Origin of the sequence: Nocardia sp. NPDC058176, assembly GCF_042883805.1 — a bacterium.
Taxonomy (GTDB): Bacteria; Actinomycetota; Actinomycetes; order Mycobacteriales; family Mycobacteriaceae; genus Nocardia.
Genome location: NZ_JBHVVA010000001.1, coordinates 694,489 through 721,272 on the forward strand (window position 1 = coordinate 694,489; position 26,784 = coordinate 721,272).

Annotated in this window: 28 protein-coding genes; 25 read left to right on the forward strand and 3 right to left on the reverse strand. The window is 68.6% G+C overall.

The features are described 5' to 3' along the window. Positions 1-53 precede the first annotated feature (53 nt). From ACFVVM_RS03320 to ACFVVM_RS03340, 5 genes are all read left to right on the forward strand, one after another. Positions 54-968 (forward strand): ATP-binding cassette domain-containing protein, encoded by a 915-nt coding sequence (locus tag ACFVVM_RS03320; RefSeq protein WP_387612511.1) that lies wholly within the window; start codon positions 54-56, stop codon positions 966-968. Further along, positions 965-2,578 carry an ABC transporter permease gene (locus tag ACFVVM_RS03325; protein WP_387612513.1) on the forward strand — a complete coding sequence of 538 codons (1,614 nt, stop codon included), beginning with the start codon at positions 965-967 and terminating at the stop codon, positions 2,576-2,578. The genes ACFVVM_RS03320 and ACFVVM_RS03325 overlap by 4 nt, the downstream gene beginning before the upstream one ends. Before the next feature lie 20 nt (positions 2,579-2,598). After that, on the forward strand, positions 2,599-3,177 hold the full coding sequence (locus ACFVVM_RS03330) for a hypothetical protein (RefSeq protein ID WP_387612514.1): 579 nt from the start codon (positions 2,599-2,601) through the stop codon (positions 3,175-3,177). Positions 3,178-3,318: 141 nt separating this feature from the next. Further along, positions 3,319-4,059: a MerR family transcriptional regulator gene (locus ACFVVM_RS03335; RefSeq protein WP_387612516.1), complete on the forward strand. Its 741-nt coding sequence runs from the start codon at positions 3,319-3,321 to the stop codon at positions 4,057-4,059. 90 nt (positions 4,060-4,149) lie between these two features. Continuing rightward, positions 4,150-6,120: a S9 family peptidase gene (locus tag ACFVVM_RS03340; protein ID WP_387612518.1), complete on the forward strand. Its 1,971-nt coding sequence runs from the start codon at positions 4,150-4,152 to the stop codon at positions 6,118-6,120. Here ACFVVM_RS03340 and ACFVVM_RS03345 read toward each other — a convergent pair. Next, entirely contained in the window at positions 6,046-6,969 is a 924-nt protein-coding gene (locus tag ACFVVM_RS03345; RefSeq protein WP_387616732.1) for a LysR substrate-binding domain-containing protein, read from the reverse strand. The two genes, ACFVVM_RS03340 and ACFVVM_RS03345, sit on opposite strands and share 75 nt — an antisense overlap. A gap of 101 nt (positions 6,970-7,070) precedes the next feature. Between ACFVVM_RS03345 and ACFVVM_RS03350 the strand changes: the two genes are divergently transcribed. The 20 genes from ACFVVM_RS03350 (at position 7,071) to ACFVVM_RS03445 (ending at position 25,365) form a co-directional block, all read left to right on the forward strand. Next, on the forward strand, positions 7,071-7,400 hold the full coding sequence (locus tag ACFVVM_RS03350) for a hypothetical protein (protein ID WP_387612519.1): 330 nt from the start codon (positions 7,071-7,073) through the stop codon (positions 7,398-7,400). Next, a complete protein-coding gene (locus ACFVVM_RS03355; protein WP_387612520.1) occupies positions 7,397-7,786 on the forward strand; it encodes a GNAT family N-acetyltransferase in 390 nt (129 codons plus the stop codon). The genes ACFVVM_RS03350 and ACFVVM_RS03355 overlap by 4 nt, the downstream gene beginning before the upstream one ends. 30 nt (positions 7,787-7,816) lie before the next feature. Continuing rightward, the gene (locus tag ACFVVM_RS03360) at positions 7,817-9,142 is read left to right on the forward strand and encodes a glutaminase (RefSeq protein ID WP_387612521.1); all 1,326 of its coding nucleotides are present in this window, start codon (positions 7,817-7,819) and stop codon (positions 9,140-9,142) included. Then, positions 9,139-10,518, forward strand: coding sequence for a DUF2252 domain-containing protein (locus tag ACFVVM_RS03365; protein ID WP_387612523.1), 1,380 nt, complete (start codon positions 9,139-9,141; stop codon positions 10,516-10,518). Before ACFVVM_RS03360 ends, ACFVVM_RS03365 begins: the two co-directional genes overlap by 4 nt. A 74-nt stretch (positions 10,519-10,592) precedes the next feature. Beyond that, on the forward strand, positions 10,593-11,432 hold the full coding sequence (locus ACFVVM_RS03370) for an alpha/beta fold hydrolase (RefSeq protein WP_387612524.1): 840 nt from the start codon (positions 10,593-10,595) through the stop codon (positions 11,430-11,432). Further along, positions 11,432-12,130: a GPP34 family phosphoprotein gene (locus ACFVVM_RS03375; RefSeq protein ID WP_387612526.1), complete on the forward strand. Its 699-nt coding sequence runs from the start codon at positions 11,432-11,434 to the stop codon at positions 12,128-12,130. The genes ACFVVM_RS03370 and ACFVVM_RS03375 overlap by 1 nt, the downstream gene beginning before the upstream one ends. A 17-nt stretch (positions 12,131-12,147) precedes the next feature. Beyond that, positions 12,148-12,621 (forward strand): carboxymuconolactone decarboxylase family protein, encoded by a 474-nt coding sequence (locus ACFVVM_RS03380; RefSeq protein WP_387612527.1) that lies wholly within the window; start codon positions 12,148-12,150, stop codon positions 12,619-12,621. Continuing rightward, entirely contained in the window at positions 12,618-13,613 is a 996-nt protein-coding gene (locus ACFVVM_RS03385) for a pirin family protein (RefSeq protein WP_387612528.1), read from the forward strand. Before ACFVVM_RS03380 ends, ACFVVM_RS03385 begins: the two co-directional genes overlap by 4 nt. A gap of 59 nt (positions 13,614-13,672) precedes the next feature. After that, on the forward strand, positions 13,673-14,359 hold the full coding sequence (locus tag ACFVVM_RS03390) for a TetR/AcrR family transcriptional regulator (RefSeq protein ID WP_387612530.1): 687 nt from the start codon (positions 13,673-13,675) through the stop codon (positions 14,357-14,359). 185 nt (positions 14,360-14,544) lie between these two features. After that, the gene (locus ACFVVM_RS03395) at positions 14,545-15,792 is read left to right on the forward strand and encodes an acyl-CoA dehydrogenase family protein (RefSeq protein ID WP_387612532.1); all 1,248 of its coding nucleotides are present in this window, start codon (positions 14,545-14,547) and stop codon (positions 15,790-15,792) included. Beyond that, positions 15,792-16,574, forward strand: coding sequence for an SDR family oxidoreductase (locus ACFVVM_RS03400; protein WP_387612533.1), 783 nt, complete (start codon positions 15,792-15,794; stop codon positions 16,572-16,574). The genes ACFVVM_RS03395 and ACFVVM_RS03400 overlap by 1 nt, the downstream gene beginning before the upstream one ends. Continuing rightward, positions 16,567-17,601: a phosphotransferase family protein gene (locus ACFVVM_RS03405; RefSeq protein WP_387612535.1), complete on the forward strand. Its 1,035-nt coding sequence runs from the start codon at positions 16,567-16,569 to the stop codon at positions 17,599-17,601. Before ACFVVM_RS03400 ends, ACFVVM_RS03405 begins: the two co-directional genes overlap by 8 nt. Positions 17,602-17,621: 20 nt before the next feature. Further along, the gene (fabG, locus tag ACFVVM_RS03410; protein ID WP_387612537.1) at positions 17,622-18,380 is read left to right on the forward strand and encodes a 3-oxoacyl-ACP reductase FabG; all 759 of its coding nucleotides are present in this window, start codon (positions 17,622-17,624) and stop codon (positions 18,378-18,380) included. Positions 18,381-18,408: 28 nt separating this feature from the next. Further along, positions 18,409-19,599: an acyl-CoA dehydrogenase family protein gene (locus tag ACFVVM_RS03415; protein ID WP_387612539.1), complete on the forward strand. Its 1,191-nt coding sequence runs from the start codon at positions 18,409-18,411 to the stop codon at positions 19,597-19,599. Continuing rightward, positions 19,596-20,717: an acyl-CoA dehydrogenase family protein gene (locus ACFVVM_RS03420; protein WP_387612540.1), complete on the forward strand. Its 1,122-nt coding sequence runs from the start codon at positions 19,596-19,598 to the stop codon at positions 20,715-20,717. The genes ACFVVM_RS03415 and ACFVVM_RS03420 overlap by 4 nt, the downstream gene beginning before the upstream one ends. 2 nt (positions 20,718-20,719) lie before the next feature. Further along, on the forward strand, positions 20,720-21,703 hold the full coding sequence (locus ACFVVM_RS03425; RefSeq protein ID WP_387612542.1) for an NADPH:quinone oxidoreductase family protein: 984 nt from the start codon (positions 20,720-20,722) through the stop codon (positions 21,701-21,703). Beyond that, a complete protein-coding gene (locus tag ACFVVM_RS03430) occupies positions 21,700-22,335 on the forward strand; it encodes an HAD family hydrolase (RefSeq protein ID WP_387612544.1) in 636 nt (211 codons plus the stop codon). Before ACFVVM_RS03425 ends, ACFVVM_RS03430 begins: the two co-directional genes overlap by 4 nt. Before the next feature lie 97 nt (positions 22,336-22,432). Then, positions 22,433-23,071 carry a TetR/AcrR family transcriptional regulator gene (locus ACFVVM_RS03435; RefSeq protein WP_387612546.1) on the forward strand — a complete coding sequence of 213 codons (639 nt, stop codon included), beginning with the start codon at positions 22,433-22,435 and terminating at the stop codon, positions 23,069-23,071. A 402-nt stretch (positions 23,072-23,473) separates the two neighbouring features. Then, positions 23,474-24,886 carry an MFS transporter gene (locus ACFVVM_RS03440; RefSeq protein ID WP_387612547.1) on the forward strand — a complete coding sequence of 471 codons (1,413 nt, stop codon included), beginning with the start codon at positions 23,474-23,476 and terminating at the stop codon, positions 24,884-24,886. 2 nt (positions 24,887-24,888) lie between these two features. Then, positions 24,889-25,365 carry a MaoC family dehydratase gene (locus ACFVVM_RS03445; protein ID WP_387612549.1) on the forward strand — a complete coding sequence of 159 codons (477 nt, stop codon included), beginning with the start codon at positions 24,889-24,891 and terminating at the stop codon, positions 25,363-25,365. A 28-nt stretch (positions 25,366-25,393) separates the two neighbouring features. On the opposite strand, the gene ACFVVM_RS03450 is transcribed toward ACFVVM_RS03445, so the two are convergent. Both ACFVVM_RS03450 and ACFVVM_RS03455 read right to left on the reverse strand, forming a co-directional pair. Continuing rightward, the gene (locus ACFVVM_RS03450) at positions 25,394-25,786 is read right to left on the reverse strand and encodes a hypothetical protein (RefSeq protein ID WP_387612551.1); all 393 of its coding nucleotides are present in this window, start codon (positions 25,784-25,786) and stop codon (positions 25,394-25,396) included. A 229-nt stretch (positions 25,787-26,015) separates the two neighbouring features. Further along, positions 26,016-26,696 (reverse strand): AIM24 family protein, encoded by a 681-nt coding sequence (locus ACFVVM_RS03455; RefSeq protein WP_387612553.1) that lies wholly within the window; start codon positions 26,694-26,696, stop codon positions 26,016-26,018. Between the last annotated feature and the right edge of the window lie 88 nt (positions 26,697-26,784).

A 26,784-nucleotide genomic window follows, 5' to 3' on the forward strand; every position in this document is an offset into this window, starting at 1 on the left:
AACCGCGACTCTCGGCTCTCCACCGCCGGTCCGCCGCGGACGACGATGGAATCATGACCACAGACAGCGCCCCCGCCATCGTCATCGCGGGCCTGACGAAACGATTCGGCCGGACCACCGCGCTGGACCGGCTCGAGCTCACCGTCCGGACCGGCGAGGTCCACGGCTTTCTCGGACCCAACGGCGCCGGCAAGACCACCACCATCCGAATCCTGCTCGGCCTGCTGCGCGCCGATGCGGGCACGGTGCGCCTGCTCGGCGCCGATCCGTGGTCCGACGCGGTCGCCGTGCACGCCCGGCTGGCCTATGTCCCCGGCGAGGTCACGCTCTGGCCGGGCATCACCGGCGGCGAGACCATCGATCTGCTCGGCGAGCTCCGCGGTGGCATCGATCCGCGGCGCCGGGCCGAGCTGCTGGAACGGTTCGATCTGGATCCGTCGGTGAAGGGCCGCGCCTACTCCAAGGGCAACCGGCAGAAGGTGGCACTGGTGGCCGCGCTGGCCTCCGACGCCGAACTGTTCCTCTTCGACGAGCCGACCGTCGGCCTCGACCCGCTCAAGGAGGTGGAGTTCCAGCGATGTGTCCGTGAACTCGTCGACGACGGACGCACCGTACTGCTGTCGAGCCACATCCTCGCCGAGGTCGAAGCGCTGTGCGATCGGGTGAGCATCATCCGCCACGGCCGCACCGTCGACAGCGGCTCCCTCACCGACCTGCGGCAGCTGCGCGCCACCACGATCACCGTCGAGACCGAGCGGTCGGCCGCGTCGCTGTCCGCCGTGCCCGGCGTCCGCAACCTGACCGTGGACGGGCGACAGGCGCGTTTCGAGGTCGACACCGTGCGCTACGACGACGTGCTGCGCGCGCTGGCCGGGCTCGGCGTCGTCGAGATGACCTGTGCCGAGGCGACGCTGGAGGACATCTTCCTCCGGCACTACGCCAACGCGCCCGACCCGGTGGCGTCGTGACCACCCCGAGCACGGCCCCGTCGAAGCTCGGCATCGCGGGCGCCGCGACGCTGGTGCGCTTCACGATCCGCCGGGAACGCTGGACCGTGCCGTGGTGGCTGGCCGGGATCGGCACGCTGATGGCGGTGCAGTCGACGAGCAGCCAGTCCCTGTACGACACACCGGAGAAGCTGGCACAGCTGCGGGAGACCATGAGCGCGAACGCGGCCGCCGTCGCGATGGGTGGACCGACGCGTCTGCTCGACACGATCGGCGGCGAGGTCGTCTTCGAGATCTTCGCCTACCTCGCGATCACCGCCGCGCTGATGAACATGTTCCTGATCGGCCGCAACACACGGTCCGACGAGGAGTCGGGGCGGGCCGAACTGGTCAGGTCGGCGCGGGTGGGGCGCCGCGCCCCGATGACCGCGGCCCTCGGCACGGCGCTGATCGCCGATGTGGCGGTCGCCGTGGTCGTCGGCGGCGCCGCGGCGCTGACCGGACTGCCGGTGGCGGGCTCGTTGCTGCTCGGGGTGGCGATCGGTGGTGTCGGTTTCACCTTCGCGGCGGCGACCGCGGTGGCCGCGCAGGTGTTCGAGAATCCGCGCACGGTCTACGGCGCGGTGACCGCCCTCATCGCGGCGGCCTACATCCTGCGCGCCGTGGGCGATGTGGGTCCCGACGCCGTGTCCTGGACCTCGCCCATCGGGTGGGGTCAGCGCACGCTGCCCTACGTCGCCGATCGCTGGTGGCCGATCGCGCTGTTCGTCGTCGCGTCGTCGTCGCTGATCGCCGTCGCGTTCCTGCTGTCGGAGCGCCGCGATTTCGGCGCGGGACTGCTGCGATACCGGACGGGCCGCGCGACGGCGTCCCCGCTGCTGGGTTCCTCGATCGGCCTGGTCTGGCGGTTGCAGCGGGCGGCGATATCGGCCTGGTGCGTCGGGGTTTTCGTGTTGGGCATCGCCTACGGGTCCTTCGCCGACAGCATCGAGGAGTTCTTGCGCGACAACCCCGAGATCGCGGCCTACCTGGCCGGTGATGCTCAGGACGCCGTGAATTCGTATCTGGCACTGACCCTCTCGATGCTGGCGCTACCGGCCGCGGCCTACGGAATCGGCGGCGTACTGCGTGCGCGTGGTGAGGAGTCGTCCGGTCGCGCGGAGCTGATCCTGGCCGGACCGGTGGGACGCGTGTGGTGGCTGAGCGGGTATCTCGCGGTGGCCATGGCGGGCAGCGCGGCCGTGCTGATCGCGGGCGGCCTCGGCACCGGGTTGGCCTACGGCGTGACCGTCCACGAGCTGAGCCAGGCGCCGCGGCTGGCGCTCGCCGCCGCGGTGTACGTGCCCGCGGTCTGGGTGATCGTGGCCGTCGCGACCGCCGCGGTCGGCTGGTGTCCCCGTGTCTCGGCCACTCTCACCTGGGTCTACTTCGGATATGTCGCGGTGGCGACCATCTTCGCCGACGCGTTCGGTCTGCCCGGCTGGTTCGCGGCGGCCTCGCCGCTCCGGCACACCGCACCGGTACCGATGGACGACATCGACCCGTCGGCGCTGGTTGCCCTGCTGGTGGTGGCCGCGGTCATCGCGGGAGCGGGTCTGCTCGGGTTCCGGCGCCGCGACCTGACCGGCTGACCGGCTGCGAGGTGACCGTGATGACATCGTCGACATTCCGCATCGATGGTCCGGCCGCGCTGCTGCTGCGCTGGTGGCGGTGTCGGCCGTGGAGCACCAACCCGCTGATGCGGTGGCCGGATCGCCTGCGGGCCTTCGTCCGCCTGCTTGCCGTGCTCGTCGTCCTGGCTTCGGTGCCGATCGCCGGCACGGTGGGGACGATCGCCTACCACGACGACGCCGTGCTGATCCGTGCCGAGCACGCACAGCGCACGATGGTCGAGGCGGTGGTGACGGAACGACCCGAATACCAGCCGTCCCACGTGCGACAGGCCCGGGTGCGCTGGAACACGGAGGCGGGCACGGTCGTCGCCACCGTGCCGGTCACGCGCTACACCGAACAGGGCGATCGGATCTCGGTGTGGCTCGACCCCTCCGGCACACCGGTCGACCGACCCCGGCAGCCGGTGGCGGCGTTGATGAACGGCATCGGCGCGGCGGCGATCACCGTGGTCGGCGCCGCATTCGGCGGGTGGCTGCTCGTGGCCGCCGCCGACCTCATCGCCGCGCGTCACCGCGGTAAGGAGTGGGATCGGGAGTTGTCCGCGCCGGAGCGGTAGCGATGGTGCCGCCACCGGGTGGGTCTGCCTGTGCCGCCGTACTTCCCGATGAGCCGCGGGCCCGGCTTCCGGTCCGCGAACTCTGTGGCGGACCATGGCTGACGATGGTTCAGGCGCGATCCGGACTCGAAGGGGACACCCATGCTCAGTAGCGAACTCGCCGACCTGGCCGGGGTCACTGTCCGCACGCTGCGCCACTATCACCAGATCGGGTTGTTGCCCGAGCCGCCGCGCTCGTCCGCCGGGTACCGGCGCTACGACGTCGGCCATCTGGTCCGGCTCCTTCGCATCACCCGGATGACCGCGCTCGGCATTCCGCTGTCCGCACTGCCCGCGGTGCTGGATGATCCGACCACCGCGGCGGAACTGCTCGACGACCTCGATCGCCGAGCCGCCGCCGAGATCGAACAGCTCACGGCCCGTCGGGCCAGTATCGCCGCGCTGCGTCGCACCGGTGCCCCGCCGGACCTGCCGCCGGAGCTGTCCCCGTGGCATTCCGCGCCCGCGGCGGATACTCCGGCGGAGATGGTCCGCTACGAACGCGAGCAACTGGTCCTGCTCGGGCATCTGCTCGGTGACGACGGTCCGGCCCGAATCGCCGCGCTGTTCGGTGAGATCGACGCGGAGATGGCCGCGGCCGAACCGCTCATGGCACGCTTCTACGCCCTACCGCCCGACGCCCCGGAGGCGGAGATCTCCTCGCTGGTCCAGGAACTGGCGGCCTACCTGGCACCGCTGCTGCAGCGGCTGGCCGCGCTGACTCCGCTCGACCCGCAGGCCTCGGCGCTGATCGGCAAGCTGAGCGAACAGACTCTCAATCCCGCGCAACATCGCGTACTGGACCGGATCGACCACCTCCTGGTCCCGCTCGGCAAACGCTGACGAGGCTCGCGCGCATCCGGCCTTGACTCCGACGCGACGTCAGGGTCTGAACTGGGGCCCTCACTCGCCAGATCAACCGGAGGATCCGCCATGACCAGCGCGTCGGAGCTCATCACCGTCGAAGAGTTCTTCACCCCGCCCACCCGCAGTCACGCCCGAATATCCCCGGACGGGACGAAAGTCGCCTACCTCGCCCCGTGGCGAGATCGCCTCAACGTGTTCGTCCGGGATGTGGACTCGGACTGGTCCACCCCCGACGACGGCGCGCACGCACGCCGCGTCACCGCCGACAGCCGGCGCAGCATCGAGAGCTTCTTCTGGACCGCCGACGGGCGCTACCTGCTGTTCCAACAGGATGCCGACGGCGACGAGAACTGGCACCTGCACCGGGTCGACCCGGCCCGCCCCGAGGAACCGGCCGTCGACCTGACCCCCTTCGAGGGCGTGCGGGTGACCGACGCGCACCTCGCACCCAACCGGCCGGGAACCGCGTTCGTGCAGATGAACAAGCGCCGCCCCGACCTGATCGACCTGTTCGAACTCGACCTCGCCACCGGCGAACTGACCACCGTCGCCGAGAACCCCGGCGACGTCATCCACTGGCTGAGCACTCCCGACCGCGTGCTGGCCATCACCATGGCGGAAGGCGGAGACCATGTGCTCTGGGAGTGGACCGCCGCCGCACGACGCCTGATCGCACGGTTTCCCGGCACCGAGATGGTCTACGCGGTGGTTCCGATGGTGCTCACCGCGGACGGGAACGGCCTGTGGATCGGTTCGACGCGGGGCTCGGACCGCACCCGTCTGGTCCGGCTCGACCTGGACACCGGCGAGCAGATCGACGTCGACAGCCACCCGGTCTTCGACCTGGACACCCCACGCCCCGAGGTCGACCCGCGTTACCCGTCCTCACTGATCCTGCACCCGAGCACCGGCGAACTCCTCGGCGTCCGATACCTGGGTGCCCGGCAGACGATCCACGCACTCGACCCGCACTTCGCCGCCGTGCTGCCACGGCTGGCCGAACTCTCCGACGGGGATCTGGGCCACGTCTCCTGCGATGCCACGGCACAGCGGTGGATCGTGGACTTCACCCACGACCGCGATCCCGGCGTCACCTGGTTCTACGACCACGCCACCGGCGAAACGCGCCGATTGTTCCGGCCGTTCCCACACCTCGACCCGGCCCGGCTCGCACCGGTCACCCCGATCACCCTCACCACCCGCGACGGCCTCGACCTGCCGTGTCACCTCACCCTGCCGGTCGGGCTCGAGCCGCGCGACCTGCCGACGGTCGTGCTGCTGCACGGCGGACCGTGGTACCGCGACAGCTGGAACTACGACCCGGAGGTCCAGCTGCTGGCCAACCGTGGTTACGCGGTGCTGCAGGTCGACTTCCGCGGCTCCACCGGCTACGGCAAGGCCCACACCCGGGCCGCCATCGGGCAGTTCGCCGGGCGCATGCACGACGACGTGATCGACGCCCTGGACTGGTCCATCGCCCAGGGCCACACCGATCCGGACCGGGTCGCGATCTACGGCAGCTCCTACGGTGGCTACGCCGCGATGGTCGGCGCCGCGTTCACCCCGGACCGCTTTGCCGCCGCGGTCAGCTACACCGGCATGTCCGACCTTACCGACCTCGTCCGGTCGGTCGTCCCCGTGGCCCGCCGGGCGATCGAGAACAACTACCTGCGCTACATCGGTGACCCGGACGATCCCGGTCAGGAGGCGGACATGCTCGCCCGCTCACCCATCAGCCGGGTCGAGGACATCACCGCGCCGATGCTTCTGATCCACGGCGCCAACGACGTCCGCGTCGCCCGACGGCACTCCGACCGGATGGTCGAGGCACTGCGCGCCCGTGGCATCGAGGTCGAGTACCTGCTGAACGAGCACGAGGGGCACTGGTTCATCAACTCCGACAGCAGGATCGAGCTCTACCGAACGCTCGAGCACTTCCTGGCCCGGCACCTGGGCGGGCGGTCACAAACCGGTCGACCAGCCGTTGCGTCGCGCGCAGCGTCGGGCGGTGGCCAGGACGCCCGCGATGGCCGGTGACGGATCGTTCGTGGGCCACAGCACCGAGAGTTCGGCCATGATCGGCGGATCGACGACGTCGCGGAGAACGATGTTGCTCGACGGCTTCGCGGCGTTCTCGGCGAACGAGGCAGGGGCGAGGCCCACTTCGCGTCCGCTGGCGAGCCGGGCGAGCATGGCGTTCACCGGCGGATCGTCGAACGCGCGGATCGTCGGCGTGAAGCCCGCTTCGTTGCACGCCGCGACGATGCCGTCGTAGTACGCCGGGGCCAGGCGGCGCGGAAACAGCAACAGCGTCTCGTCCTGCAGCGATTTCAGCGGGATCGTCGATTCGGCGGCGAGGCGGTGGCGTGTGCCGAGGAGCGCGGAAACGGGCTCCCTGCGCAGGATCTCGCCACTGACACCGTCGAAAGGTTGCGGTGCGAGAGCGAGACCGATGTCGAGATCACCGGCGCAGAGCCGACCGGGGATCTCGGCGCTGAAGATCTCGCGCGGAACGACGGTGAAGGTGGGGTGCGCTTCGTGGAAGGCGTTGAGAAGCGTTGTGAGCGTGTCGAAGCCGGTGACCGGGGTGTAGCCCAACCGGATCGTCGTCTCGATCCCCGACCCGGCCAGCTGGGTGAGCTGCACGGCCTGTTCCAGCGCGGCCAGTGCTACCGGCGCTTCGCGAGCCAGTGTCTTGCCCGCGGCGGTGAGCTGCACCCGACGGCTCGACCGCACGAACAGCGGGGTGCCGAGGGATTCCTCGAGCTTGCGGATCTGATGACTCAGAGAGGGCTGGGCGATGTAGAGACGCGAAGCCGCGCGGCCGAAGTGGAGTTCCTCGGCCACGGCCATGAAGTAGCGGAGGACGCGCGGGCTGATATCGATAGAAGGATCCTATCGTTTCGTAGACGAATAGGTCTTGGACGCCCGTGGGATGGCCGCCGTACGTTCGTTTTCAGGGTTCAACCGATTCAGAAGGACGTATCTTGACGCGCACCGCAAAAGCCGGATTGGAAGCTCTGCTCACCCCCGAAGAGAGCATCCTGCTGCTCATCGACCACCAGCCCTTCCAGTTCGCCAGTCTCGCCAGCCATGACGCGACCACCATCGTCAACAACACCGTCGGCCTGGCCAAATACGCGAAGGTGTTCGGTGTCCCGACGATCCTCACCACGGTGATCGAAGAGCGCGGCGGCTACCTCATCAAGGCACTCCAGGACGTCTTCCCGGAGCAGCAGCCGATCAACCGCACGTTCAAACTGCTCGCCACGCCCACCGCCGATGCCGGTGTGCCGACCGAAGCGGTGACCCGATGACTCCAGGACTGACGGACAACACCGGTGCCGCCGTGACGGTCGCGCTCGAACTCGCCGAGCTGATCAGTTCCTATGTGGTGAACGTCGCCGGATCTCGTGTCGGCAGAGCCGATTTCGTCGACTCGCCCGAGGTCGCCGGTGAGCGGATCTTCTTCCACACCGAGGTGGACCAGGAGTACGGCGGACGTGGCCTGGCCGGTCTGCTGGTGCGCGAAGCCCTCGCCGACAGCACTCGCAAGAAGCTCACCGTCGTGCCGGTGTGCCCACTGTTCGCCGCGCACTTGCGCAAGCATGGTGATGAGTTCGTCGCGAACGGCGGCGTGTTCCGTCCACCGACATCGGCCGACATCGCCCTGGTCACCCGCATCGCCCGGGGCGGGGCGTGAGCGCCGATCCGTAACGAGGGAGAACGACCAGTGCAGTCCATGATTCCCGACTACCTGACCGAGGTACTCGCGGCGGTGGAACCGGATACCTCCGGCGAGCGGGCGGGGTACATCCCCGAGCTCGCCGCGGCGGATCCCGAGCGGCTCGGCGCCGTCTTCGCCACGGTCGACGGCCAGGTGTACGGCGTCGGTGACATCGATACCGAGTTCACCATCCAGTCGATCTCGAAGCCGTTCACCTATGCGCTGGCACTGTCGGATCGCGGCTTCGACGCGGTGCTGGCCAAGGTCGGGGTCGAGCCGTCCGGCGAGGCGTTCAACGAGATCTCCCTCGAAAGCGACACCGGGCGCCCCCGTAATCCCATGATCAACGCGGGCGCGATCACCGCGCATTCGCTGGCCGGCGCCGAGGGACTCGATCCCGCGGCGCGGCTGGAGCGGGTGGTGCAGGGACTCTCGGCGTTCGCGGGTCGTCGGCTGACGGTGGACGAGGCGGTGTGCGCCTCGGAGATGGCGCACGCGCACCGTAACCTCGCCATCGCCCACATGCTCCGCAGCCACGACATCCTCACCGAGGACCCGACCGCCGTCGTCGACGGTTACATCCGCCAGTGCTCGGTGCTCGTCACCGCGCGCGACCTGGCCATGATGGCCGCGACGCTGGCCAATCGCGGGATCAACCCCGTCTCGGGCGAACGGGTGATCCGCGAACCGGTGGTGCGTCAGGTGCTGAGCGTCATGTCCACCTGCGGAATGTACGACGCGGCCGGTGACTGGGCGACCCAGGTGGGTATCCCGGCCAAGAGCGGCGTCGCCGGTGGCCTGATCGGCGCGCTGCCCGGTCAGATCGGCATCGCCACGTTCTCGCCGCGCCTGGACAGCCATGGCAACAGCGTGCGCGGGGTGGCACTGTTCGAACGCTTCTCCACGGACATGGGCATGCACGTGATGGAGGTGCCGCCCGCGGCGCGAGCGGTCGTGCGATCGAACCACGTCGTCGGCGCCGGACCCGCGGCGATCCGGGTCCTGCAACTGCAGGGCGGGGTCGGTTTCGCCGGTGCCGAGCGAATCGTTCGCGAGACGGTCGCCACCGCGCCCGCGGAGCCCGGCGTGGTCGTGGACCTCACGCTGGTTTCGTCGATCAACGACGTGGCGCGGCGCATGCTGCTGGAGCTCGCGCGCCGGCTCACGCTCGACGGGCACGAGGTCTACCTCGTCGACCCGGAATCGATGCTCCCCGACCCCGATCCCGGCGATGGTGGCCGGGTCACCGTCCTCGCCGACATCACGCAGGTCGTGAATCACGTTGTCGCCCAACGCGAGAACCCAGCTCGGAACGGAGAGAGCGACACATGAACAGCGAGCAGGCCGTCCGCGTGCGCGCATCGGAGAACGTCACCGCGGGCGCCGACGACGGTCGCCGTGCGCGTCGGCGGGCACCGCGCCGGGCCGCGGCACAGTGGGACCCCGGTGTTCGGCACCGGAGCGCCCTCGATCGTCTGCGTGCGCAGGAGTCCGTGCGCGATCCCGAGCTGCTGCCGCTGCGGTACGCCCGGATGGCGTTCTCGCCGTGGACCTACTTGCGCGGCGCCGCCGCCGTCATGGCCGCGGATCTCGCCGCCGCACCGCACTCGGGACTGACGGTTCAGATGTGCGGTGACGCGCACATCCTCAATTTCGGGCTCTGGGCCTCGCCCGAGCGACAGCTGCTCTTCGACGCCCGCGATTTCGACGAAACCCTCCCCGGCCCGTTCGAATGGGATCTGAAGCGCCTCACCACCAGCGTCTACGTGCTCGCGGACGCCGAACAGCTCGCGGGCGGGTGCGGTGACGACGCTGCCGCGGCGGCGGTCGAGGGATACCGCACGGCAATGCGCCGGTACGCCCGGATGGGGGAGCTCGACATCTGGTACGACCGGATCACCTCGGATGTGCCGTTGCGCGGCCTGACCTCGGAGTTCGCCGAAGCCACCGCACGCGGCATCGAGAAGCAGGCGAGGAAACGGACACATCGCGGGGTGGCCAGGCAACTCGTCTCCGAGGACGACGGGCAGCGCCGGATCAGCTTGGATCCGATGAAGCGCCGGGACGAGGGCATGACCCACGAGCAGCGGATCAGGGCCTACGAACAGGTCTACGAGACCTACCTCGCTTCGATCCCGCCTCATCTGCGTCGGCTCGTCGGTCGATTCGGCCGTGTCGATTCCGTCCGGCAGATCGTGGGTGTCGGCAGCGTCGGCATGCGCGTCTGGCTGCACCTGCTCGAAGGGGACAGTGGTAGGCAACCGCTGTTCTCCCAGGCGAAGCAGGCGACGGCATCGGTCTACGAGGAGTTCCTCGGGCCCAGCGAATTCGCGAATCATGGCGAGCGCGTCGTCGTCGGCCAACGGCTCATGCAGTCGGCGAGCGACATCTTCCTGGGCCATATGCGGGTCGACGGCTATGACTATTACGTCCGCCAATTCCGCGACATGAAGATCATTCCCAACGGAAAGCAGATCTCGGGATATCTGCCCCAGTTCGCCGCGGCGTGCGGGCACGCGCTGGCGAAATCGCATGCGCGCAGCGGCGATCCGGAAGCCATTTCCGGCTACCTCGGCAAAGGAAACGCCTTCGCCGACGGCATCCTCCGCTTTGCCCGCGCCTACGCCGAACAGACCCGCGTCGATCACGCGGATCTATGTGCCGCGATCGCGGACGGGGAAATCGCCAGCGCGGAACGCGGTTGGTGAAATCGCGCGGCTCCGGCTTCTAACCTTGCAGCAAACGGCCAGCGTTCGGCTGGTCGAATTCGAAAGGACACCTCATGGGTTACCTCACCGTCGGAGATGAGAACAGCACGCCGGTCGAGCTCTATTACGAGGATCAGGGCTCGGGTCAGCCGGTCGTCCTCATTCACGGCTACCCGCTGAACGGGCACAGCTGGGAGCGTCAGACACGGGAACTGCTCGCCGCCGGATACCGCGTGATCACCTACGACCGGCGCGGATTCGGGCAGTCGTCGAAGGTGGGCTCCGGGTACGACTACGACACGTTCGCCGCGGATCTGAACGTGGTCCTGGAGACCCTCGACCTGCGCGATGTGGTGCTGGTCGGCTTCTCGATGGGCACCGGCGAGCTGGCCAGGTACGTGGCCCGGTACGGGCACGAGCGCGTGGCGAAGCTGGCATTCCTCGCGTCGATCGAGCCGTTCCTGGTTGCCCGCGAGGACAATCCCGAGGGGGTGCCGCAGGAAGTCTTCGACGGCATCGCCGCGGCCGCGAAGGGCGACCGGTACGCCTGGTTCACCCAGTTCTACCAGGACTTCTACAACCTGGACGAGAACCTCGGCACGCGGATCAGCCAGGAGGCCGTCACCGGCAGCTGGAATGTGGCGATCACGAGCGCGCCGGTCGCCGCCTACGCGGTCGTGCCGTCGTGGATCGAGGATTTCCGCGGTGACATCGAAGCGGTGCGCGCGAGCGGCAAGCCCGCGCTGATCCTGCACGGCACCAAGGACAACATTCTGCCCATCGATGCCACCGGCCGACGTTTTCACGCCGCGTTCCCCGAGGCCGAGTACGTCGAAATCGAAGGCGCCCCGCACGGCCTGCTCTGGACACACGCCGATGAGGTCAACGCGGCCCTGAGCGCCTTCCTCAAATGATGCCGAGCAACAGCCCGATTCTGGCCGAGGACCTGCTCCTGCTGCTGTTCCAGCCGAATGCCGGTCTCCATTCCGGGACCGGCAGCATCGCGGGGGAGGGCACGCTCTACTACGTGCTCGCCGGAGCGGTCCTCGCCGATCTCGGACTCGGCGGCCACGTGCGGACCGACACCGGGCGGCTGGGGACGGTGACCGTGGCGGCCGTCGCCGACAAACCGCCGTCCGATCCGCTCCTTCGGGAGAGTTGGGAGTATGTCGCGGACAAGCCCAGGGGCGTGCAAACCGTCCTCGCCGCGACCGGTCCGACGCTGCGCGCACCGCTGCTGGATCGACTCGTCGAGCGAGGCGACCTCCGCCGCGGCACACGCAAGACCTTCGGCCTGTTCCGGACCTCCGTGCTCGAAGCGGGCGACAGCCGACGCCGCGACGGCCTGCTCGCCGACGTCCGCGCCGTGCTCGTCGACGGCGCGGAGCCGACGCCCCGCGTCGCGGCCCTGGCCGCGCTGCTCTACGGCAGCGGAACGCTACCGCAGTTCGACCGCGACATCCCTTGGACCGCACCGGTCATCGCCCGTGCCGAGGAGCTGAAGAACGGGAACTGGGGCGCCGGTGCCGCAGCGGAGGCGGTGGCGCGCACCGCCACCGCGACCATCGTGAACAGCGTCATCATCGCCGCGGCCGTCCCCCCGCGGGGATGAGAGAAAGAGGAATGGGGATGCGTCCGTTCGTGGACAAGGTCATGCCGGAGGCATGGCAGGCAGCGGCAGAGTTCTCGGCGGTGATCCGCGAGGCGGTGTTGCGCCGGGGGCTCACGGCGCAGGAGGCCGAGCTGATCAAGCTGCGTACGTCGCAGATCAACGGGTGTACGTACTGCATGGATCTGCATGCGCGCGAGGCGAGGAAAGCCGGAATCACCCAGCAGCGGCTGGATCTGCTGCCGGGGTGGCGCGACACCGAATTGTTCGACGAGCGACAGAAAGCGGTGCTCGCGGTGGCCGAGGCGGCCGCGTCGCTCCCGCTGACCGAGGAGGCGGACGCCGAACTCTTCGGTGCCCGAACAGTTCTCGGCGACGAGACCTTCGTGGCCGCCGAATGGGTGGCGATCGCGATCAACGCGTTCAACCGGATCTCGATCCTCAGCCGGCATCCGGTGCGTCCCCGCAATGCGAAAGGCAAGGTCATCCGATGAGCAACCTCGACGAACACGCCGAGATCGACGTACTGGCGGTCGAGGGATCGGCCACCACGACAGAGATCCTCGAACCGCGGGTCGTGCCGCTCGGCGGTGTCCGGGCGATGACCGTGTACCGGACCCTCCCGCAGCGGCAGCGATCGCTGGTGGGCGCGTGGTGCTTTCTGGATCACTTCGGCCCCGATGACGTCTCGGCGACCGGCGGGATGCAGGTGGCGCGACATCCACACACGGGTCTCGCGACGGTGTCCTGGCTGTTCGCCGGACGGGTCGAGCACCTCGACTCCGGTGGCAACACCGGCTCGGTGGTGCCGGGCGAACTCAACCTGATGATCGCGGGCCGCGGCATCACCCATCAGGAGCTCAGCGACCCCGCGACGAGCACGCTGCACGGTGTGCAGCTCTGGTACGCGCTGCCGGAGCAGACCCGTTTCGGCGAGAACGCCTTCGAGCACTACGCCCCGGAGCCGGTGATCCGCCCCGGTGTCACCGCGCGCGTGTTCATCGGATCGCTGCTCGGCTCGACCTCGCCGATCGAGACCCGCACACCCGACCTGCTCGGCGCCGAACTGATCCTCGAGCCCGGCGCCTCGGTACGACTTCCGGTGCGCTCGGACTTCGAATACGCCGTCCTCGCCGAGAACACCGCGGTCACGGTGAACTCGGCCGCCGTCGATCATCGGTTCCTCGCCTACCTCCCACCCGGCTCCGAGACACTGGTCATCACCGCAGGCGAGCGCGAAACCCGCATCATCCTGCTCGGCGGCGTTCCACTGGGCGAGCGGATCGTGATGTGGTGGAACTTCGTCGGCCGCAGCCACGAGGAGATCATCGAGTACCGCCGCCGCTACCAGGCCGAACTCGATTTCGACCCCGCCGACCCGGCCGACGCGGGCAAACGCGCCCTGTTCGGTGAGTTCCCCGCCGGCCAGCCCCGGCCGGTGCCCGCCCCGCCGCTGCCGAACTCGAGACTGGTGCCGCGCGGATAGGGGGACGCTCGGAGTGGCCGACGCCGCCGGGGGCGTCGGCACTGACGTATAAATGCGGAATGGAAACGCCCGGGTTCGAGGTCGAGGAACAGGACGTGCCGCCGTCGATGGCGCGGTCGTCGTTGTTGCGGGAGTTGCCGTCGACACCACGGGGTTTGCGGACGCGGGCGGCGCTGGTCGCGGCGGCACGGCGCGTTTTCGGGCAGCGGGGGTATCTCGATACTCGCCTGTCGGACATCACCGAGGCGGCGAAGTGCTCGTCGGGCACCTTCTACACGTACTTCGCGGGCAAGGAAGAGATCTTCGCCGCGGTGATGGAGGTCGCCCAGGAGGACATGATGCATCCGGGCATGCCGCGGGTGGCCGACGACGCCGATCCGGCCGAGATCATCGCGGCGAGCAACCGCGCCTACTTCGAGGCGTACCGGCGCAATGCCGACCTCATGGGGCTGTTGGAGCAGGTCGCCGGGATCGATCCCGAATTCGCCAAGCTACGGCGCAATCGCGCGGATGCGTTCATGTTCCGCAATGCGCGCAGCATCGCGAACCTGCAGCAGCGTGGGCTGGCCGATCAGGAGGTCGACCCGGTGCTGGCCTCGCGGGCGCTGTCGGGGATGGTCAGCAGGCTCGCGTTCACTCATTTCGTCGCCGGGTACGGCGATTCCGAGCCTCCCGCGCTCGATGACGTGATCGACACGGCGACCCGCCTGTGGCTCAACGCATTGCACATCCGACCTGCCGGGTGAGCAGTCCCCGACGGTCCTGAACCTGATGTATTACCTGTTCAGGGCCATTTCTACGCGCAATACTTGAAAGTGACGCCAAGTTCATGTAGACCAGTGTGGGGTGTGGATCACAGGTCGTGACCCCCGAAGTCGGCTCGACCGCACCTGCTGATCGCCGACCAGTCCGCATTGACCCAGGAGTCGAGATGTCCCTGTTCGTCCTGTCCGAGCGCGCGCAGAAGTATCGGGCGGATCTGCTCGACTTCATGGATTCGCACATCTATCCCGCCGAGCCCGTCTACGAGCAGCAGATGCGTGATTCCGGCGATCCGCACTTCCAGCCGCCGATCCTGGAGGAGCTCAAGGCCGAGGCTCGACAGCGTGGCCTGTGGAATCTGTTCCACCCGCACCCGGAATGGGGTCCGGGACTGAGCAATCTGGAATACGCGCCGCTGGCCGAGATCATGGGCCGCAGCTTCATCGCCCCGGAGGCGTTCAACTGCAACGCCCCCGATACCGGGAACATGGAGGTGCTCACGCTGTTCGGTAGCGACGAGCACAAGGAGAAGTATCTGAAGCCGCTGCTGGACGGGACCATCGCCTCGGCGTTCGCGATGACCGAGCCGCAGGTGGCCAGCTCGGACGCGACCAATGTGGAGCTGTCGATGGTTCGCGACGGCGAGGAGTACGTCCTCAACGGGCGAAAGTGGTTCGCCTCCAACGCCATGCACGCCAACTGCAAGGTGCTGATCGTGATGGGCAAGACCGATCCGCACGCCGCCGCGCACCGCCAGCAGTCGATGATGGTCGTGCCGATCGACGCACCGGGGGTCACCGTGCTGCGCGGGCTGCAGGTCTTCGGCTACCAGGACCGGGAGGGCCACGCCGAGATCGATTTCGACGACGTGCGGGTGCCTGCCAAGGACGTGCTGAAGGGCGAGGGCGAGGGCTTCGCGATCAGCCAGGCACGCCTCGGCCCCGGCCGTATCCACCACTGCATGCGCTCGATCGGTATGGCCGAACGCGCACTCGAGCTGATGTGCAAGCGGGCGCGCTCGCGCAGCACCTTCGGCAAACCGATCAGCGAGAACGCCAACATCCAGGACTGGATCGCCGAATCACGGATCGAGATCGAGATGATCCGGCTGCTCACCTTGAAGGCGGCGTATCTGATGGACACGGCCGGTAACAAGCAGGCGCGCACCGAGATCGCGGCCATCAAGGTGGCGGCGCCGAACATCGCGCTGAAGGTGGTGGACCGGGCCATTCAGGTGCACGGAGCGGGTGGTGTCAGCGAGGACTTCCCGCTCGCTCTTGCCTGGGCGCACCTGCGCACCTTGCGCCTGGCCGACGGCCCCGACGAGGTGCACAAGCGGGCGATCGCCCGCCAGGAACTCGGCAAGTACCGCGCCGAGGTGTCCGCCGAGAGCAATGGCAGGGGAGTGCTGGCCTGATGACGACCATGGACCTGACCGGCCGCACGGCCATCATCACCGGCGCCTCGCGCGGTATCGGACTCGCCGCGGCACAGGCCATCGCCGCCGCGGGCGGCAATGTGGTGCTCACCTCGCGCTCCCAGGAATCGGCCGACGCCGCGGCCGCGGAGGTCGGGGGCGCTGCCCTCGGCGTCGCCGCGCACGCCGTCGACGCGGACGCGGCCCGGCGCTGCGTCGACCTGGCGATCGAAAAGTTCGGCAGCGTGGACATTCTCGTCAACAACGCGGGAACCAACCCCGCCTACGGCCCGGTGATCAGCCAGGATTACGCGCGATTCCAGAAGACCTTCGACGTGAACCTGTGGGCCCCGATCCTGTGGACCGCACTGGCCACCGAAGCCTGGCTGGGGGAGCACGGCGGCGCCGTGATCAACACCGCCTCCATCGGTGGGCTGGGATTCGAGGCCAACCTCGGTCTGTACAACGCGAGCAAGGCCGCGCTCATCCACCTCACCAAGCAGATGGCGCTGGAGCTTTCGCCCAGGGTGCGGGTCAACGCGGTCGCCCCGGGCGTGGTGCGGACCCGCCTGGCCGCGGCGCTGTGGCAGGAACACGAGCAGCTGCTCAACGACGCCACCGCGCTCAACCGGATCGGTGAGCCCGAGGACATCGGCGCCGCCATCGCCTTCCTCGCCTCCGATGCCGCGAGCTGGGTCACCGGCGAAACCATGGTGATCGACGGCGGACAGCGGCTCGGCGACGCCGCGCTGTTCCGGAAGGGACCGGTCGCCGGTGCCTGAGACACACACCGGCGCAGTCGATCCGGTAGCAGTGGCGGGCTGGCTCGACTCGCTGGGCATCGAACACAAGGCGCCGCTGCGCTTCACCAGGATCGGTCTCGGCCAGTCCAATCTGACCTACCTGCTCACCGACGCCGCGGGCCGGCGCTGGGTACTGCGCAGACCACCACTGGGCCATCTGCTCGCCTCCGCGCACGATGTGGTGCGGGAGGCGCGGATCATGGCGGCGCTGGAGGCCACCGCCGTGCCAGCACCCCGCATCCTGGGGGTCGGCACCGATCCGGCGCTCGCCGAGGTGCCGCTGGTCCTGATGGAGTTCGTCGACGGCCAGGTCATCGACACCATGGACGTCATCCGCTCGCTGACACCGCGGCGACGGCGCGCGATCGCCCTGTCGCTCGTGCGGACCCTGGCCCAGATCCACGCCGTAGACATCGCGGCGGTGGGTCTCACCGAGCTGGCCAGCCACAAGCCGTACGCACAGCGTCAGCTGAAACGCTGGGGCGGGCAATGGGAACAGTCCAAGACCAGGGAACTGCCCGCCCTCGACGACCTGACCCGCAGGCTCGTCGCCGCGATACCGGAGCAGCGCGAGATCACCCTCGTGCACGGCGATTTCCACCTGCGCAACATCATCGCCGACCGCGACTCCGGCGACCTGGTCGGCGCCCTGGACTGGGAATTGTCCACCCTCGGTGAGCCATTGGCCGACATGGGCAGCCTGCTGGCCTACTGGACCGAACCCGGCGAGGACACCGGCGGCGACTTCCCCGCCTCGTCACTGCCCGGCTTTCCCACCCGCGCGGAAATGGCGGAGGTGTACCTGGCCGAAACGGGTCGTGACCCGGCCGCCCTGCGGTACTGGCATGTGTTCGGCCTGTGGAAGCTCGCCGTGATCGCCGAGGGCGTGATGCGCCGTGCCATGGACGAACCCGAGAACAAGGCCCCGGCGGGCACCCCGACCGTCGAGCGCGTCGACGCGGTGGTGCGCCAGGCGACCGCAGTGGCCGACGCCGCCGGAATCTGACCGAGAACCAGGAGAGACAGATGACTCAGGAAACCAGGACCGCCATCGTCACCGGCGCCGCCCGCGGCATCGGTGCCGCCGTCGCCAAGCGCCTCGCCGCCGACGGATTCGCCGTCGCGGTCCTCGATCTCGACGCCGCCGCCTGCGCGGCCACCGTCGAGGCGATCACCGTCGCGGGCGGCCGGGCGCTGGCCGTCGGCGCCGACGTCGCCGACGAAGCCGCGGTCACCAGGGCCGTCGAGCAGATCACCGAGACCCTCGGCGCGCCGACGGTCCTGGTCAACAATGCCGGGATCATTCGCGACAACCTGCTGTTCAAGATGACCGTCGACGAGTGGGACGCGGTCATGAACGTGCACCTGCGCGGCGCCTTCCTGATGACGCGCGCGGTGCAGCAGCACATGGTGGAGGCCGGGTTCGGCCGGATCGTCAACCTGTCGAGCACCTCGGCGCTCGGCAACCGCGGCCAGGCCAACTACTCGGCCGCGAAGGCCGGGATGCAGGGCCTGACCAAGACCCTCGCCCTGGAACTGGGCAAGTTCGGGGTGACCGCGAACGCGATCGCCCCCGGCTTCATCGAAACCGAGATGACCGCGGCCACCGCCGAACGCGTCGGCCTGCCCTTCGCCGAATTCACCGCGGCCATGGCGAAGCAGATTCCGGTGCAGCGCACCGGCGTTCCCGACGACATCGCGCACACCGCGTCGTTCCTGGTCAGCGCGGGGGCGGGATTCGTTTCCGGGCAGGTCGTGTACGTCGCCGGCGGACCGACGGACTGAACCGCGGCCGAGAGACGAGGACGACGAGATGACCACCGGGACAGCGATCGCCGCCGATCTCGATGCCCGCGTCGCGAGGCTGCTCGCGACCCACGATCCGGCGACGACAGACGTTCGCGAATTCCTCGGTGCCCGTTTCGATCACGGATTGGCCTGGGTGCACTTCCCCGTCGGCGACGGTGGCCTCGGGCTGTCGCAGATCCATCAGGCCCGCGTCGACGCCGCGCTCGCCGCGGCTGGAGCGCCCGGTCCCGCCGTCGACCGCAACGGCATCGGCCTCGGCATGGCCGCGCCCACGATCGCGGCCGTCGGCACCGCCGAGCAGAGGCGAAAGTTCTTGCGGCCGTTGTTCACCGGGGAACACATCTACTGCCAGCTGTTCAGCGAACCGGGTGCGGGCTCGGACCTGGCCGCGGTCGCCACCCGCGCGGTGCGCGACGGCGCGGACTGGGTGGTGGACGGGCAGAAGGTCTGGACCTCCGGCGCGCAGAACGCGCAGCTGGCGATCCTGGTCGCGCGCACGGACCCGTCGGTGCCCAAACACGCGGGCCTGACCTACTTCCTGTGCGACATGAGCGATCCGGGAATCGAGATCCGGCCGCTGCGCCAGATCACCGGTGAGGCCGAGTTCAACGAAGTGTTCCTGACCGGGGTGCGCGTCCCCGACGAGAATCGGCTCGGCGGCATCGGCCAGGGCTGGGGTGTCGCGACCACCACCCTCAACAACGAGCGGGTGGCGATCGGATCCGGCGCGCCGCGCGAAGGCGGACTGATCGGCAAGGTCGCCCAGACCTGGCGGGAGCAGCCGCACCGGCGCGATCCCGCCATGCACGACGAACTGCTTCGGCTGTGGGTCGAGGCCGAGGTCGCCCGTCTCACCGGGGAACGACTGCGCCAGCGGCTCGCCGCCGGTCAGCCCGGGCCGGAGGGATCGGCGATGAAGCTGGCCTTCGCCCGGCTCGCCCAGCGCATCTCGGGCTTCGAGATCGAACTGCACGGCGAAGCCGGACTCCGCTACGACGACTGGACCCTGCGCAGGCCCGAGGTCGTCGACTTCACCGGCCGCGAGCCGGGATACCGGTATCTGCGCGCCAAGGGCAATTCGATCGAGGGCGGCACCTCCGAGATCCTGCGCAATGTCATCGCCGAGCGGGTGCTCGGTCTGCCGCCCGAACATCGTGTCGACAAGACCGTCGCCTGGAAGGACCTACCCCGATGAGCGCCGCGGACCTGCTGTACTCCGACACCGAGGAAGCGCTGCGCGACAGCGTGCGGCGATTGCTCGCCGATCGATGCCCGCCGGACGCCGTGATCGGCGTCTACGACCAGGCGCCACGGGATTTCGCGCCGGTGTGGAAAGCGCTGGCGGTCGACCTCGGCGTCGCCGGGCTGCTGGTACCGGAGGAACTCGGCGGCGCGGGCGCCACGGCCCGCGAGGCCGCGGTGGTGCTGGAGGAGCTCGGGCGTGCGGTCGCGCCGGTGCCGTTCCTGACCAGCGCGGTGCTGGCCACGCTGGCGTTGCTGCGCGCCGGGGACACCGACTTCGTCGGCGAGCTGGCCGAGGGTGATCGCACCGCGACGCTGGTGGTGCCGCTGTCGACTGAACCGGGTGCGGCCATGACCTCCGTGCTGGCCACCGCGGGCGGGCTGACCGGCGCCGTCAGCAGCGTCGCGGGTGCGCTGGAGGCCGATTTGCTGATTGTTCCGGCGCTCGGGCCGCACGGTGTCGAGCTGCACGCCGTCGACCGGAACGCACAGGGCGTCACAGTGACGCCGGTGCCGAGCCTGGACATGACAAGGCCGCTCGCCGATCTCACCTTCGGCGCCACACCGTCCTCCCTGGTCAGCGCCGCCGCGGCCGATGCGGTCACCGACGCGCTGCGCTGCGGTGCGGCCCTGCTGTCCGCCGAGCAGTTCGGTGTGGCGAGCTGGTGTTTCGAGACCACGCTGGCCTATGTGAAGGACCGCAGGCAGTTCGGCCGAGCGATCGGCTCGTACCAGGCGATCAAGCACCGGCTCGCCGACCTGTGGCTCGAGGTGGGGTCGGCCTGCTCGGCGGCACGCTATGCCGCGGACACCTGGGCCAGGGCCGACGACGATGCCGACATCGCCGCCGCCGTGGCGCAGTCCTACTGCGGTGAGGTGGCGGTGCACGCCGCCGAGGAATGCATCCAGCTGCACGGCGGCATCGGCATGACCTGGGAATATCCGGCGCACCTCTACCTGAAGCGCGCCAAGAGTTCGCAGCTGGCGTTCGGCACCGGCTACCGCCACCGGGCCCGGCTCGCCGAACTCATCGATCTGCCGGTGGCTCCGGCGAAGACAGCGAGGAGCTGAACGTGAAAGCATGGCGAGTGCACGAGACGGGCGAGCCGCGCGAGGTGCTGCGCCTGGAAGAGATCGCGGACCCGCACGCGGGGCCCGGGCAGCTCGTGGTGCGGGTCCTGGCCGCACCGGCGAACTTCCCCGATGTGCTGCTGTGTCGCGGCAAATATCAGATCACGCCGCCGCTGCCGTTCACCCCCGGTGTCGAACTGTGCGGTGAGGTCGTCGAAATCGGCGACGGTGTGACCAGGTTCGCCGTCGGCGACCGGGTGATCGGCAATCCGAACCTGCCCGCGGGCGCCTTCGCCGAGCACACGGTCCTCGACGAGGCCAATGCCTTCGCGGCGCCTGCCGCACTCGACGACGCCGAAGCCTCGGCGCTGAGTATCGGCTATCAAACCAGCTGGTTCGCCCTGCATCGACGCACGAAGCTGCTGGCGGGGGGGATGCTGCTGGTGCACGCCGCCGCGGGCGGTGTCGGCAGCGCGGCGGTGCAGCTCGGCAAAGCCGCGGGCGCGACGGTGATCGGCGTCGTGGGCGGCGCGGAGAAGGCCGAGTACTGCCGGGCACTCGGCGCGGACCTGGTGATCGACCGCCGGACCGAGGATTTCGTGCCGGTCGTCAAGGAGTTCACCGGCGGGCGCGGCGCCGACGTCGTCTACGACCCGGTGGGCGGTGAGGCCTACGCCAAATCCACGAAATGCATTGCCTTCGAAGGCCGGATCCTCGTGATCGGTTTCGCGGGCGGCACGATTCCGCAGCCCGCGCTCAACCACGCGCTGATCAAGAACTACTCAATAATCGGCTTGCACTGGGGTCTGTACAAGCAGTACAACCCGCAGGCGATTCAGGACTGTCACGCGGAGCTGACCGGGCTCGCGGCCGCCGGTGCGGTCAAGCCGCTGGTCAGTGAGCGGCTCGCACTCGCCGACGTCGCCGACGGCCTCGGCCGGCTCGGTGACGGCCTGACCGTCGGACGAATCGTGTTCGAGCCGTGAGGGATTCGGCGCACGATCCCCGCGACGCGATTCTCGTCGATTTCGGCGGCGTGATGACCACGAGTGTGCTCGACGCGTTCCGGGAGTTCGGCGCGTCGCTGGGTGATCCGGAGCTGCCGCTCACCTTGCTGAGCACCGACGCGGCCGCGGGCAGGCTGCTCGCCGAGCACGAGTCCGGTCGCATCGACGCCGACGCCTTCGACACCGGTTTCGCCGAGCGGCTGCGCGCCCACGGTGCCGATGTCGAGGCCGCCGGGCTCAGCGCCCGCATGCAGCACGGACTCCGGCGCGACGAAGCCAGTATCGAGTTGATCCGGCGGCAGCGACGTGCCGGTGTTCCGGTCGCCCTGGTGTCGAACGCGTTCGGCCGGGATTGCTACGCCGGGTTCGATCTGGCGGAACTCGCGGATGTGGTGGTGATCTCCGCCGAGATCGGGGTGCGCAAACCGTCGCGCCGGATCTATCAGATCGCCTGTGACCAGTTGGGCGTGCGGCCGGATCGAGCGGTCATGATCGACGATCTCGCGCAGAATCTCGCGGGCGCGGCCCGGCTCGGTATCGCCGGGGTGCTGCACACCGACGCGGTGGACACCCACCGCCAACTCGTCGACAGGTTCGGATTCCACGAGTGACATTCCGCGCGGTCAGCGGCCCGGCGATCGGCGGAACGCCGGGCCGTCGGCGTCGGTGTGCGGGACTGTCTGCGACGATGGTGGGGTGCCAGATTCGGTGAACACGCGGGCAGGTGGGCAATCACCGGCATTGACGCCACGGGGCGAGCGCACCCGCGCGAAATTGGTGGAAGCCGCCGAACTCGTGTTCGTTCGGCTCGGTTTCGTGGAGACCCGGGTGGCCGACATCGTGGCCGAGGCGGGCGTCGCCCACGGCACCTTCTACGTGTATTTCGACTCCAAGGAGGCGATCTTCCGCGCGGTGGTGCTGAAACTCATCGCCGTGATGCGCGAGAAGGTGCGTTCGGGCCCCGGCCCACAGCCCGATTCCGCGGTGGAGGCGATCGAATCGGCCGTGCGGACCTATGTCATGGCCTTTCGTGATCACGCACGGCTGATGCTCATGTGGGGCGAGGTCGCCGGACTCAATCCCGACCTCGACGAGCTGCTCCGCGCCGAGATCGACCTGTTCATCGACCGGGCAGAGAAGATGATCACCCGGCTACAGGACAATCGCCTGGCCGCCCGCGACATCGACGCCCACTACGCGGCGACCGCACTGTGCGGGATGGTCCGCGAATTCTGCGCGCACTGGGCCAAGACCGATGCCGCGATCGACGCCGACGCGGCCGCGGCCACCCTGTCCACCCTGTGGGTGCGTGGCATCGGCGTGGTCCACCGCGCGCCACCGGTCTGACGCGCTACCACGGACACCTCTCGGCGTCCTGCTCGCGGACCTCGGCCGGCATCGAATCGGGCGAGCGGTCCGGCGCGGTGTCGGCATGGCGGCGAATGGGATCGATGACGTCGACCATGGGCGGCTCCTTCGAACACGGCGGCGAGCGCGACGACCCACACGCTATCTGAATCTGACGTCAAATCCGATCAAATCACGCGATCGGATCGAGTTCGTCGAGATGAGCGGCCATTCCGCGGTGGAGTGCGGCGGTGAACCGCGCGGATCAGACGAGGTCGCGTCGAAAAGTGTGATTGACATTACCCGGTAGCTACCCCACACTGATCCCACCAACTTGAAGTTGGCGTCAAGTTCTACTTCCGTCAGGTCTCTCACAGGGCGTGCAGCCCGAGGAGTACGCGCATGACCGCACCCCCATTGGAACCGGCAGGCCCGGCCATCCCGGCAGCACAGCAGCGTCGCCGCGCCCATCGAAAGTTGCTGGCCGCCGGCCTCATCGGCAGCTCCATCGAGTGGTACGACTTCTTCCTCTACGGAACGGCCGCCGCCCTGTTCTTTCCGCAGGTGTTCTTCCCCGACAGCTCCCCGCTGATGGGCACGCTGCTCTCGTTCAGCACGTTCTGGGCGGGATTCGTCGCCCGTCCGCTCGGCGGTGTGCTGGCCGGGCACTTCGGCGACAAGTACGGCCGCAAACCCGCGGTGGTCACCTGCCTGCTCGGCATGGGTCTGGCCACCTTCCTCATCGGCTGTCTGCCGAGCGCGCACGCTATCGGCGTGGCGGCGCCGATCCTGCTGGTGACGCTGCGCTTCGTCCAGGGCATGGCCTGCGGCGGGCAGTGGGGCGGAATCGTGTTGCTGCTCACCGAATCCGCGGATCCGAAGAAGCGGGGGTTCGCGGGAACCTTCGGGCAGATGGGTGTTCCGCTCGGCGTGATCCTCGGCAATGTGGTGTTCCTGATCGTGGCCCGTGCGGTTGCCGAGGACGCCTTCCTGAGCTGGGGCTGGCGGGTGCCGTTCTTCTGCAGCGCGCTGCTGTTCCCGGTCGTGCTCTACATCCAGACCAGGGTCGAGGACACGCCCGAATTCCGTGAGCTGCAAAAGGAAGTCGCCGACAAACGCACCACCGCCGTCGCTCACGCGCCGCTGTCGGAGGCGATCCGGCTGCACTGGCGAAAGATCCTGCTCGGTTGCGGTCTGCTGGCCGCCACCAACGCCGCCTTCTACATCAGCATCGCGGGCGTACTGAGCTATGGCACCCAGGAACTCGGGATGAAGTACAACGACATCCTGACCATCTCCCTACTGGTCTCGCTGTTCGGTGGCGCGATCATCCTGTGGTCCGGCGCCACCTCGGACCGGGTCGGGCGCAAACCGCTGATTCTGATCGGCGGGATCGGCCTCATGGTGTGGGCGTTCCCCTATTTCTGGCTGGTGGACACCGGGAAACTGCCGATGTTCTTCCTCGCGCTCGCCGTCGGGACGGTGTTCCAGTCGATGACCTATGGCCCGCTCGCGGCATTCATGGGCGAGCTGTTCGAACCGCGACTGCGCTATTCGGGTGCGTCGATGGCCTACCAACTGGCCGCCATCACGGTGAGCGGCGGCACCCCGTTCATCATGACCGCACTCATTGCCAACACCGGCTCCACCACCCTGGTCTCGGTCTATCTCGCGGCCATGGGCCTGGTCACCGTCGTCAGCGCCTGGCTGTTGCGCGAGACCAATCCCGCCGAGGTCCGGGCCGACCATCGCGCTGTTCCGGGTGAACAGCTCTACACCGCGAAGATTCCCAGTCCGTCAGTATCGAAGGAGTAGTCATGGTCGACACGACGACCTTGCCCGTCCGCCCGAAGACTTTCGCCGAACTCACCGAATTGATCGGGTGCGAACTCGGTCCGACCGGATGGCACGAGGTGACGCAGGGGCTGGTGAACGCCTTCGCCGATGTCACCGGCGATCACCAGTGGATTCATGTCGACCCCGAGCGTGCCGCGGCCAGTCCGTTCGGCACAACGATCGCGCACGGTCTGTACAGCCTGGCATTGGGGCCCGCGATGTCCGCCGAACTGCTGGCTCTCGACGGTTTCACCCACAGCCTGAATTACGGCTACAACAAGGTTCGCTTCCCCGGCCCGGTCCCGGTCGGCTCGCGAATTCGGCTGCGCGCCACCATCGTTTCCGTCGAGCAGGTCGCGGGCGGAATCCAGATCGTGCTGCGCCAGGTCGTGGAATGCGAAGGCAGCGAGAAGCCGGTGGTCGTCGCGGAATCGGTGGCCCGCGTCGTCGAGGCGTGACCGGAAAGGAAAATCGGTGCGGGCTACCTCAGGGGGCGTCCAAGACGCTGGCCGGAACTCCGTAGGGCAGAAAGCGCACCCGGCGGCGATCGTCGGTGTTGTCGCGGTGTGCGCGTAAGGCCTCGAGTTCGGTGGGGAACACCTGGTCGACGTTGGCCTGGCCGGCATCGTCGATGCTGTAGATCGCCCACACCCCGCTGCCGGTTTCACCGGTGGTCTCGCCTTCGGGCTTCGGCGGACGTGGCCGCTGCTGCTGGAAGAACTGACCGACCAGCGATGTCAGTGAACCGAGGTCGGCCTGATCCACCCGATCCAGATACACACCGGCCTTGCCGAGCAGGTCGAGCAGTTCGCTTCCCGCCCCGCGCAGCGCACGCTCGAAATCTTCGGGATCGATGCCGAATGGTTCATTGGTTGCCATCGCATGTGCTCCTGAGGGAGTTGGGTGCTGTGCCCTCAGTGTCCTCGCGAAATGCCGACTTCGCCAGGTGCCGAAGCCGGCGGCCGGGTCGCCGCCCCCGAGCACCCCGGGCCGACTCGGGCAAGGTCAGACCGGCATGCCCAGTGCCGATGCCAGTCCTCGGCGAACCTGGCCGCACGCTCGGATGCCGAACTCCGGGACCGGAGCGCCGCCACCGGCAGCTCGCGGGCTACCTCGCGGCTGCCGGCCCGAAGTTGAATTCCGAGGGTTGGAGGATGACGAACCCCGCGCCGTCGAATCGCACCTGTGCCACCTCGCCGGAGCCGCCGCGCAGCATCGATCCGAAACTCTGGGTGCGCACGATGGAGGTCTGCAGGCCCGAGGACCAGCCGATCAGTGCGTCGGAATCGGCGAACACCGGTTGCTGGGGGCCGACGGGGATGACGATCGGCTGGCCGTGGCTGGTGATGGCCAGTCGGCCCTGTCCCTGGAAGACGCAGTTGAACAGGCCGCCGCCGACGAAAGCGCCTGCACCGGACACCATCTGGATCTCGTAGCCGAGCGAGGGCTCGTAGGCCAGGATGTGTTTGCCGTTGATCGACAGCGCGTCGCCGGGATCGAGGTCGATCAGAAAGCACTCCGAGGCATGGTGGGCGAACCAGACCTCGCCTTGGCCTCGGCAGCTCATCAACGGCACACCCTCACCCGTGGCGAATCGCTTGACGAGGTTGCCCAACCCTTGGCTCTTGACCTCGAACGCGAACTGCCCGCGGTAGCCGATCATGGAGCCTTGGCGGGCAAAAACTTCGCCGTTGACGCACGCCTTCACGCACCTCGAGTGCTGCAAGGTGAGGCCGAGCTGGGTTGCGGGCTGGGCCGAATTGTTCGCGTGGAAGATGTCACTGCGCATGCGCGTTGGCGCTCCTGAAGAGTGGTGGATGGCTTGTGGCCACGATACGGTGACGCCTGTCCGGAAGGATCCGCGGTGCGGTGCGGGC